10 protein-coding genes are annotated in these 10,085 nt (G+C 65.5%); 4 read left to right on the top strand and 6 right to left on the bottom strand.

The genetic code is table 11. The features are described from left to right. On the bottom strand, positions 1–107 hold a 107-nt coding region (locus tag AC1DIM_RS18710), incomplete at its 3' end, for an orotidine 5'-phosphate decarboxylase / HUMPS family protein (protein ID WP_477712003.1). 396 nt (positions 108–503) lie between these two features. Here AC1DIM_RS18710 and AC1DIM_RS18705 point away from each other — a divergent pair. After that, positions 504–761 (top strand): YegP family protein, encoded by a 258-nt coding sequence (locus AC1DIM_RS18705; protein WP_477711998.1) that lies wholly within the window; start codon positions 504–506, stop codon positions 759–761. 14 nt (positions 762–775) lie between these two features. Here the strand turns inward: AC1DIM_RS18705 and AC1DIM_RS18700 are convergent, their stop codons facing one another. The 4 genes from AC1DIM_RS18700 to AC1DIM_RS18685 all read right to left on the bottom strand — a co-directional run bounded on the left by AC1DIM_RS18700 (position 776) and on the right by AC1DIM_RS18685 (position 5,759). Continuing rightward, positions 776–2,002 (bottom strand): glycosyltransferase 87 family protein, encoded by a 1,227-nt coding sequence (locus AC1DIM_RS18700; protein WP_477711997.1) that lies wholly within the window; start codon positions 2,000–2,002, stop codon positions 776–778. 61 nt (positions 2,003–2,063) lie between these two features. After that, positions 2,064–3,386: a glycosyltransferase family 87 protein gene (locus AC1DIM_RS18695; protein ID WP_477712002.1), complete on the bottom strand. Its 1,323-nt coding sequence runs from the start codon at positions 3,384–3,386 to the stop codon at positions 2,064–2,066. A gap of 177 nt (positions 3,387–3,563) precedes the next feature. Beyond that, positions 3,564–4,673 carry a GTP pyrophosphokinase gene (locus tag AC1DIM_RS18690; RefSeq protein WP_477711996.1) on the bottom strand — a complete coding sequence of 370 codons (1,110 nt, stop codon included), beginning with the start codon at positions 4,671–4,673 and terminating at the stop codon, positions 3,564–3,566. Between the two features lie 36 nt (positions 4,674–4,709). Beyond that, the gene (locus AC1DIM_RS18685; protein ID WP_477711995.1) at positions 4,710–5,759 is read right to left on the bottom strand and encodes a LacI family DNA-binding transcriptional regulator; all 1,050 of its coding nucleotides are present in this window, start codon (positions 5,757–5,759) and stop codon (positions 4,710–4,712) included. A 180-nt stretch (positions 5,760–5,939) separates the two neighbouring features. Here AC1DIM_RS18685 and uriH point away from each other — a divergent pair, with 180 nt between their 5' ends. Genes uriH through AC1DIM_RS18670 form a run of 3 tightly spaced genes read left to right on the top strand, consistent with a single transcriptional unit; the run spans position 5,940 to position 9,226 of the window. Beyond that, on the top strand, positions 5,940–6,956 hold the full coding sequence (gene uriH / locus AC1DIM_RS18680; RefSeq protein ID WP_477711994.1) for a uridine-preferring nucleoside hydrolase UriH: 1,017 nt from the start codon (positions 5,940–5,942) through the stop codon (positions 6,954–6,956). Further along, a complete protein-coding gene (gene uriT, locus AC1DIM_RS18675) occupies positions 6,957–8,375 on the top strand; it encodes a uridine transporter UriT (protein WP_477711993.1) in 1,419 nt (472 codons plus the stop codon). It abuts the gene before it with no gap. Beyond that, the gene (locus AC1DIM_RS18670) at positions 8,372–9,226 is read left to right on the top strand and encodes a ribokinase (RefSeq protein WP_477711992.1); all 855 of its coding nucleotides are present in this window, start codon (positions 8,372–8,374) and stop codon (positions 9,224–9,226) included. The genes uriT and AC1DIM_RS18670 overlap by 4 nt, the downstream gene beginning before the upstream one ends. Here the strand turns inward: AC1DIM_RS18670 and purU are convergent. Further along, positions 9,189–10,085: a formyltetrahydrofolate deformylase gene (purU, locus tag AC1DIM_RS18665; protein ID WP_477711991.1), complete on the bottom strand. Its 897-nt coding sequence runs from the start codon at positions 10,083–10,085 to the stop codon at positions 9,189–9,191. The genes AC1DIM_RS18670 and purU overlap by 38 nt on opposite strands.

The raw sequence follows: 10,085 nt of genomic DNA, 5'->3' as shown, positions 1-10,085 counted from the left end.
ATCAGCGGGGTACCGAGCTCGATGATGTCAACGAATTCGGCGACCTGGCCGGCGAGTTCAAGGGCGGCTTCGGTGGTCAGGAGGTCGATAGCAACTTGAAGCTTCATGATGGTGTTTTCTTTCTGTTGAGAACTACAGGTGGGTGTGGACGGGTGGTCCTGACATCCATCGTCCAGTCTTTTGCAGGGAGGCGAAACGCTAATTCGGGATGGTTCAAACTACCTATTGGGGTAGGCCCCTCTGGCCGCGCGGTCGAAGGCAGGGTGCTGTTTTGTGACACGGGTGGCAACCGTCCTGCCTGTGAATTCCATGGGTTTTGCCTGTTGATTGCCCGGCCACCCTTGCAACGGAATGATTGCCTGCGGCAAGCTTGTTGGGCAGGTGATGATCGATCCATGAGGGATCTATCGACTTGACGAGGTCCGAAAAACCCGACAGCGCCGTCGGACCTATTGCGGCATTGTCGCCGCGCGGGCACGAGCCCGCTGACCGGGAGGATACCCATGGCCAGCTTGTTTGAACTATTCGTCGACGCGGAATCACATTTCAGGTTCCGACTGACCGCGCCTGACGGAACGGTGGTGGCGATCTCCGAGGCTTTTGAGGACAAGCCCGCGGCTGTCGCCGGAATTGCCGCAGTGCGTGAGTGCGCCGGCATGGCACATATCACCGACCTGGGCCCTGCCCGACGGTCAACCCCTGCGCCGCCCCCTCGGGATGCCGTGCCGCTGCCCACCGGATTGTTCGGCGGGTTTCGATAAGTCCTTCCGAAGGCTCAGGCGGCCCGCGCCTGCGGCACCGCCGTCGTCTTCCGGCCAAGTTCGGCGGTCCGCTTCACGGACCACCAGAGCAGCACCACCAGGAGCACGTTGCGGGTGGTGAGGATGGCAGCCATCACGGGGTGGGCGTGGATGAGCGGGGTGTAGAACAGCGGGTAGATCACGAACGTGGTCATGGCGATCCCCATCAGCAGGGCGGCAGGGACTTTCCAGCGGTCCCAGTCGTGGGTCAGCCCGGCGATGATCACCGGCGCCAGCCAGATGATGAACTGCGGCGAGCCCACCTTGTTGAACACGATGAAGGCCGTGGTCATCATGAGCGCGCCTTCGAGGAAGAGCTCCTCCCGCTCGGCGCCGCGCTTCAGCGCCCGGATCAGCAGGATCGCGGCCACCACGGCGGCGACGATGAGCAACGGCTGCATCAGGAAGGCGGCCACCGATGCGCCGGGTCCGTAGACTTCGGTGGAGTTGATGGCCGTGTTGTCCGCCATCTTGGAGCCGGCGATGTTGAACACGCTCAGCCACACCCACGGCGTGGAGAAGGTGGCCTCAAGCTGCATGCCCCGCTCGCCCTGGTTGGTGAGGAAGTCCAGGATGTGGGGCAGGCCGCCGGACAGGTAGGTGCCCAGGCCTACGACGGCGGTGACCGCGATGCCGGCGGTCAGCACCTGGATCCGCTTCCGGCTGGCAATCACAATTGGCACGAGGACGGCCGCCGGCCACACCTTGATCCAGGTGGCAACGCTCAGCAGCACACCCGCCACCACAGGGCGTTCAGCCGCGTAGAGCAGGGCGATCAGGACGATGGGAGCCGTAATTCCCTCCACCCGGGCGAAGCTGAGGTACCCCATAAAGACGGTGAAAAACAGCCACCACCAGGCCGGGGCAATGCCGCGCACTGTCCGCGGTCCACGGGTCAAAAACGCGAGGCCGACGGCGTTGAGGGCGGTGATGATCAGGAACCAGCAGAGCAGGTAAAGGCTGGGCCCGGCGATGTTCGCGAGGAAGATCGGGATCTGTGCCAGGACCGGGTACACCCACGGACTGATCTTCCCGTCCAGGCTTTCCGGGTTGTAGCCGTCCATGGCCCACTGCCGGTACTGCTCGGTGTCGCTGAAGGTGTTGCCGTTCAGGAAAAACGACGCCATCCAGCCAAGGAAGTACAGGTGGATGACCGCGAAGCCCCACCAGACGCTGGACGGACGGGCGAACCAGTCCACCATGGGCGCGGGCACGAGCTTGCTGCGGGCACTGACCAGCCGGTCGAAGAACGTCGTGGAAATCTTAGGACTCCTTGAGCGCGGGAACGGACGCAGGAGTCTTTTTGCCCAGCAGGTACAGGCGCCGGACGGACCACAGGAAGAGCACCACCAGGAGGACGTTGCGGATGGTCAACACGCCGGCCATGAGCGGGTTGTTGTGGCTCAGGGCATCGTAGAACAGCGGGTAGATAAAGAACGTGGCCACGGCGATGGCGATCAGCATGGCCGCGGGGACCCGCCATTCACGCCAGCTGTGCGCCAGGCCCACTGCCACGGCGGGAGCCAGCCACACCATGAAYTGGGGCGAACCCACTTTGTTGAAGACCACAAACGCGGTGGTGAGGGTGAGGGCTCCGGCGAGCAGCAGTTCGGTGCGGTCCACGCCGCCGCCGTTGGCGTCGTGGTGGAGCTTGCCGTTGTGCAGGGCCCAGAACGTCAGACCGGCGACAAGCAGCGCGGCCAGGATCAGCAGCGGCTGCATCAGCACGGACATCACGGCCGTACCGGGGCCGTCCACCTGCATCGAGTTGATGTCGGTGTTCATGTACATCCGCGAGTCGCCGATATTCAGCACGGACAGCCACAGCCACGGGGTGGTGAACGTCGCCTCGAGCTGCATGCCCCTGTCACCCTGCTGGGTCAGGAAGTTCAGCAGCTTGGGCACACTGCCCACGACGGCGGCGAGGGCCACTACGACCGCGGAAGTCGCCACACCGGCCAGCACCACCAGTAGCCGGTTCTTCACGACGGCGAAGAGGGCAAGCATCACGGCGGCCGGCCAGACCTTCACCCACGTGGCGGCGGCAAGGATGACCGAAGCGATGAACGGCCTGCCCACCCCGTAGGCGAGGGCGACCAAAACGATGGGCGCCGTGAGGCCGTCCACGCGTGCGAAACCCAGCCAGCCCATCAGCAGCGTAAAGACCAGCCACCACCAGCCGGCGGGGATCGCGTCCTGGTTGCGGCCGCGGTCAGTCAGTTTTGCCAGGCCCCATCCGTTAAGAAGCGTTGTCATGAGCACCCAGAGGAAAAAGAACGGTCCCGGTCCGGCCAGTCCTGCCAGCGCCATCGGGATCAGCGCGAGGATCGGGTAGACCCACGGGCTGGGGCCGCCGCTGAGGTTCGCTTCGTTGAACCCGGCCGCTGCCCAGTCACGGTAGATGAAGGTGTCGCTGAACGCCTCGCCGCGGAGGGAGAGCAGGGCGCCGAAGATCAGGAATCCGAGATGCACCAAGATGAAGCCGGTGAGCAGCCCGCGGGAAGTGTTCAGCCAGGACCGGACGGCCGACGGCAGGATGACGTTGCGGACCCGGGTGAGCGAGGCGAAGAATGCGTCCGTGGAAATGGCGGAATCCTTGTCAGAGAGGGGCAAAACGGGTGCCGGATCGTGCCGCGGGGCGGGAACCGGAAGCATCGGGGGTCCGTTTATGACAGCCGCCCCTATGAGTCAAGGGTAGTTGACTGTCCGTGGTGCCGAATAATTTACGCCACGGCGGCCGCCTCTTTTGGCGGCCCGGAAAGGTTACGTGGCCTTGGTGTGGCGGTAGCGTTCAATCTGTTTCAGCCGCCGCAGGAGGCTGTCCCGCCGCGGGTGCGGGACGGCGTCGGACGCCTCCGCGGTGAGGTCAATGTGTTTGGTGCCGTACTGCCAGAGCAGGAGGTCATCCAGCAGGCGGTCCGGGCCGGGGGAGTAGCGGTGGTCAAGGGCCTTGCGGACCTCGGTGATCCGCTGGGCACTGAGCAGACCGGCCAGCTGCACGGTCTGGTTCAGCCCGTGGGCCGCCATCAGTTCCGCCGCCCAGCCCCAATCGTCGTCAACCTTGCGGTCCACGTGCGGCAGCAGCGTCCGCCAGACGTCGCGGATCCGGTTGGGGGTGAGTTGCGCGGCGCCCTCACCATCCATGTCCCAGTAGCTGCGGACCTCCTCGTAGCGCTCGTGCAGGTCAGCGAAGGCACCTTCCACGGTTTCCAGCATGGCCGCGGTGGCCGTGAACTGCCGGTCGAAATGCGGCGTCCAGGCGCGCGGATCCTCGGCTTTGAACCTGATGTCGTGCTCGATCTCGCTCCAGGCATGGGCGAAGACGGTGCGGATCTGGCACTCGAAGAAGTAGCTGCCATTGGGCGGGACATCCGGATTAAAGACCTGCTGGTACTCCTTGACGGCCTCGTTCTGGATGGTGCGCAGGATGAGGTGTCGGCTGGAGTAGCCGTACGTGCCGGACTCGATGGAGCCGATGTCCTTCTCCCGGTCCCCGCGGCAGTCGAACACCTGCCGCTCGCGCTTGATGATGTTCGCCGCCAAGGCATTTTCGGCGGGCAGCTTGGTGATGACGCGGACGCCAACCATGTCATTCAGCGTGCGGAACGGGTCCGGGAACTTCAGCACCGGAGGACCGCCCGGTTCCAGCGGTTCCTCAATCCGGGAGATCTTTTCGCGGAACGATTCCACCGTTTTGGTCCGGCCGGTGACAAACAGCGGGGTGACTTCGGTGTCCTTGAGCATGTCACGCAGGACAAGGAGGACATCATGAGTGACCAGCTTCAGGGCAGGGCGGACGCGCTCGTAGAGCTCCACGTTTTCCTGCACGGATTCGCGGAGGCTGACGTCCAGGCTGTCCCAGTTACTCGGCATGCACCCAGCTTACGGCGGGGGCCTGACAGTGCGTGTCTAGGCGGGCGCGACGGATGACGTCGAGTTACGGACTACCAGTGAGCTCTCGAGCGTCAGTTGCGGCTGCTCCAGTTCGCGGCCTTCCATCAGGCGGCGCAGCTGCTCGCCGGCCTTCAGGCCCAGGGGGGTTGCGGGCAGGTGCACGCTCGTCAGGCTGGGATTGCTGGTGGCGGAGTAGGGCAAATCATCGAAGCCCGCTATGGCCAGCTGGCCCGGGATCTGCACGCCGGCCACGCGTGCCTCTTGCAGCACGCCGTAGGCGTGCGTGTCGGTACCGCAGGCGACGGCGGTGACCCCCTCGCGCTGCCACGCCGGCCATGCGGCGGCGAAGGCGGCCGCTGCCGCACCGACGTCAATGGTGGTGCTGATGATGTGATCGGAATCCACCGTGATCCCGCGGTGCGCGGCCTCCGCCAGGAAGGCTTCCCGGCGGAGGGCGAACGTCGCTGTGCCGGTGGTGCTGTCCACATAGGCAGCCTTGTGATGCCCTGCAGCGGCGAGGTGCGCGGCCAGTTCCCGGGCCCCGTAGGCTACGTCCAGATTCACCGACGGAGCATAGCCCTCCAGCCCCGGAGCGTCGAGCAGCACCAGCGGCCCGGCGACAGCAAGATCCTCAAGAAACCCGGCGTTCGGAGCGTCAACCAGCAGCCCGGCCGGCCGGAGCGCCATCAGTTTCCGCACGTCGTCCGCCTGCGGAAACTCACCGGCATCGGTGACGGACAGCAGCAGCTGATAGTCGGCGCCAAGCGACTCGCGGACACCGGCGATCACCTTGGCGAAGAAGGGGTTGGAGATGTCCGGGGCAACCAGGATGACGATCGAGCTGACCCCTTTGGCCAGCGAGCTGCCCACGCTGTCCACCACGTAGCCGAGCTCGGAAATTGCTTCACGTACCCGGCGAATATTCTCCTCCGACACCCGGCCGGCAGTCTTGCCGTTGGCCACCAGGGATACGGTCGCCGTCGAAACGCCGGCGCGGGCAGCGACCATGGCTGCCGTGATCCGTCGCGAACGCAGGGGCTGCTGCTGCTGTTCCACGGATTCCATCCTCCGATCGTAGTAGGCGGGAGCGCGGTCAATGCGCAGCGTCGCTCTTTCCCCTGCGCATTGACCGCCCCTCACGTCGTCAAGCGCTTGACGTGCACTAACGTTAAGCGCTTGACGTTATGCTTCTCCGAATGTCATGATCGCTTTGATAGCTTTCGCCCGCTGCTCTGGCAGGCCCCAATGACGTGGAGAACAAACGTGGAATCCCAACCGACGAAACCCGCCCCCAGGAAGATCATCCTCGACTGCGACCCCGGGCATGATGACGCCGTGGCCATGCTGCTCGCGCACGGCAACCCGGACATCGAACTGCTGGCCGTCACCACGGTGGTGGGCAACCAGACCCTCGAGAAGGTCACCAGGAACGCACTGTCCGTCGGGACCATTGCCGGCATCACCGGCGTTCCCTTCGCCGCCGGCTGCGCCCGCCCCCTGGTCCGCACCATCGAAACCGCGCCCAGCATCCACGGCGAAACGGGCATGGACGGCCCCGCCCAGCCCGAGTCGGCCATCGAACTGGACCCGCGCCACGCCGTCGACCTCATCATCGACACCGTGATGGCCCACGAACCCGGCACGGTCACCCTCGTCCCCACCGGCGGCCTCACCAACATTGCGCTCGCCGCCCGCAAGGAACCGCGCATCGTGGAACGCGTGAAGGAAGTTGTCCTGATGGGCGGCGGCTACCACGTGGGCAACTGGAGCGCCGTGGCCGAATTCAACATCATCATCGACCCCGAAGCCGCGCACATCGTGTTCAACGAGAAGTGGCCTGTGGTGATGGTGGGGCTGGACCTCACGCACCAGGCCCTGGCCACCCCCGAGGTGGTCGAAAACATCGCCGCCGTGGGCACCGGCCCGGCCAAGTTCGTCCTGGAACTGATGGAATTCTTCACCAAGACCTACAAGGACGCCCAGGGCTTCGACTACCCGCCCGTCCACGATCCCTGTGCCGTGGCCTACGTGATCGATCCCAGCATCGTCAGCACCCGCAAGGTTCCCGTGGACATCGAACTGCAGGGCAAACTGACGCTCGGCATGACCGTGGCCGATTTCCGTGCCCCCGCACCCGCAGACTGCAACACGTCCGTGGCCGTCGACCTGGACCACAAAAGGTTCTGGGACCTGGTCACCGACGCGCTGGTCCGGATCGGTGAGCCGGCAACCGGCGAGCTGGCAACTGCAGAGGCCAAGTAAATGAGCGCCCTGACCAACAGCAAGACCGCAAACGTCACCGCCCTCATGGTGGCCCTGCTCTCCGCCTGCGTTGCCTTCCAGCTCAACGCGTCCATGCTCAGCCCCGCCTTGGTGACCATGGGCCAGGAGCTCCACACCGACCAGGCCACCATCGGCCTGTCCCAGACCTGGTTCTTCACCGCGGCCGCCCTGTTTTCCCTCTTCCTGCCCCGCTTGAGCGACATCATCGGGCGCAAGAAGATCCTGATCGGGATGATGGTCCTGATGGCCGTCGGCTCGGTCATCGCCGCCCTGGCCCCGGACGTCACCTGGCTCTTCGTGGGCCGCATCATCCAGGGTGTCAGCGGACCCACGGTCCCGCTCTGCCTCATCATGCTCCGCTCTGCCGTCAGCAGCCCCAAAAAGTACGGCACGCTCATGGGCCTGATCACCGCAGTCAACGGCGGCGTGGCCGGCGTGGACTCCTTCGTGGGCGGCTACTTCGCCGAGCACTACGGTTTCCGCAGCATCTTCTGGCTGATGGTGGTCCTCGCCGTCGTGGCCACGGCGCTCATCGCGTTCCTCGCCGCCGAAAGCAAGCCGGCCGCCGGCACCACCATGGACTGGCTGGGCGTGTTCTTCATCGTGGTCGCCGTAGGAGCCCTCCTCACAGCCCTCAATGAAGGCGCCAAGCTGGTGGGCGGGTTCGAGCCCGGCACACTGATGCTGTCCATCGGACTGGTGGTGGTTGCCGTCGCCGCGTTCTACGCCTTCTGGACCGTGGAAAAGCGTGCCAAGCAGCCCATGGTGGAAACCGTCCACCTGCGCCAGCGCTCCACCTGGGCACCGTTGCTGACCACCACCCTGACCATGACCGGCATCTTCGCCGTCATCAACGGGATCGTCCCTGCATACGTCCAGGCAGCCGCGCCTGGATTCGGCATCGGCCCCACCGAAATGTCCCTCATCATCCTCACCCCCTACGCGCTGCTCGGCTGGCTGGTGGGTCCCATCAGCGGCCGGCTCGCTCCGGTCCTCGGCTACACCAAAGTCCTGCGCGTCGGCATGCTCGGCAGCATCGCAGCTTTGGCCATCATCGCGTTCTTCGGCCTCAGCAGCCTTCCGCTGATGATCGCCGGCACGGTCTTGCTGGGCATCATGTACGCCGGTACGGTCAACATCATGCTGAACGGACTCGGAGTTGTCCTCTCACCCGCCGGTAACCCGGGCTTCCTGCCCGGCATGAACGCGGGCGCCTTCAACCTCGGCGCCGGCCTGAGCTTCCTGGTGCTGCCCGCGGTACTGGTGGCCACGTCCGCCATGGGCGATGCCAAGGCGTCCTACCTGAGCGTGGTGCTCACCGGGCTTGTCATCACCGTGGCCGCCTTCGCGGCCTCGCTCCTGATCCCCAAGCCGGTTGAGGCTGAGGTGACCGAATGAGCCCCACGAGCCAAGAGTCCGCCGGCCGGATCGTCGTCGTCGGGTCCCTGAACGCTGACCTCACCATCTACTGCGAACGGCTGCCGCTGCCCGGCGAAACGGTGCACGGCAACGGTTTCGCGGTCAATCCGGGCGGCAAGAGCGCCAACCAGGCGGTCGCCGCGAGCCTGCTGGGCGCGGAGGTTCACCTTGTCGGCGCGGTGGGGGACGATTCCAACGGAGAGATGCTGATTACCTCAGCTTCCGGTGCGGGCGTGCACCTCGGGCATGTCCGGACCGCCCCTGCGGAGACGGGCGTTGCCGTCATCGCCGTGGATGCCAACGGCGAGAACAACATCATCATCTCGGCGGGGGCCAACGGCACCCTGTCGCCCGCGGACGTGGTTGCGGCAGCGGACGTCTTCAACGGCGCCGCCGTCGTGTGCCTCTGCCTGGAAGTCAGCATGGAGACGGTGCTGGCCGCCGCCCAGGCGGGGCACGACGCCGGCGCAACAGTGGTCCTCAACCTCTCGCCTTATGCGGAAATTCCGCAGCAGTTGGCGGACCTGACGGACGTCCTGCTGGTCAACGCCCATGAGGCCGCGCAGTTCCTCGGTTCCGCCGAGATTCCCGGCAGCGACGGGGATGCCGGCGACTGGGAAGCGGTCCGCCTGAGCTTCGCTGGGCGGGGGCTCCAGCAGGTCCTCGTCACGCTCGGGGCCAATGGCTCCGTGGTGCTCGATTCACTGCGGCAGTCCCCGCCCGCCGCGGGGCGCTTCCTTATGTGCGGTGGTCTCGTCAGAGTCCGGCCGGGGTGCTGGATTGGGTGGCGGGCTACCGCAGCACCACTGTCCTGTTGCCCTGCAGGATGACCCGGCCCTCGCAGTGCCAGCGGACGGCGTTGGACAGCGCCTTGCACTCGGTGTCGCGCCCGGCGGCCACCAGGTCCTCGGGACCGTACGTGTGGTCCACTTCCACGGTCTGCTGGGAGATGATCGGGCCCTCATCGAGCTCGGCGTTGACGTAGTGCGCGGTGGCACCCACGGTCTTGACGCCGCGCGCATAGGCCTGGTGGTACGGCTTGGCACCCTTGAAGCTGGGCAGGAACGAGTGGTGGATGTTGATGGCCCGGCCATCCAGCCGCCGCGTGAGTTCGTCGCTGAGGACCTGCATGTAGCGGGCCAGGATCACCAGCTCCACGTCGTACTCGTCCACAAGTTCCAGCAGCCGGGCCTCAGCAGCGGGCTTCGTTGCTGCCGTCACCGGAACGTGGAAGAACGGAATGCCGTGCCACTCCACCAGCGTCTGGTGGTCCGTGTGGTTGGAGACCACGCCCACGATGTCCACCGGCAGTTCGCCAATCCGGGCGCGGAACAGCAGGTCGTTGAGGCAGTGCCCGAACTTCGAGACCATGATCAGCACACGGCGCTTGGAGCCTTGCGGTTCCAGCCGCCACCGCATCCCAAAACGCTCCGCTACCGGGCCAAAATCGGCACGCAACGTATCCGCTGTGGAGGCATCGCCGTCGGACACAAAATGCACACGCATAAAGAAGTGACGCTCGTCGCGCTCGCCGAACTGCTTGCTGTCCAGGATGTCGCAGCCGTGTTCGAGCAGGAAGCCGGAGACGGCGTGGACGATGCCGGGCGACTCCGCGCAGTCGAGGGTCAGGACGTGTTCAACGGTGGTTTCCGCCTGGGGGACGGAGGTTTCAGTCTGAATGGCAGCCAT

Source organism: Pseudarthrobacter sp. 01T43, from assembly GCF_056398665.1.
Note: the sequence above shows the minus strand (reverse complement) of the source record. Positions and strands in the feature narration are given on the sequence as shown.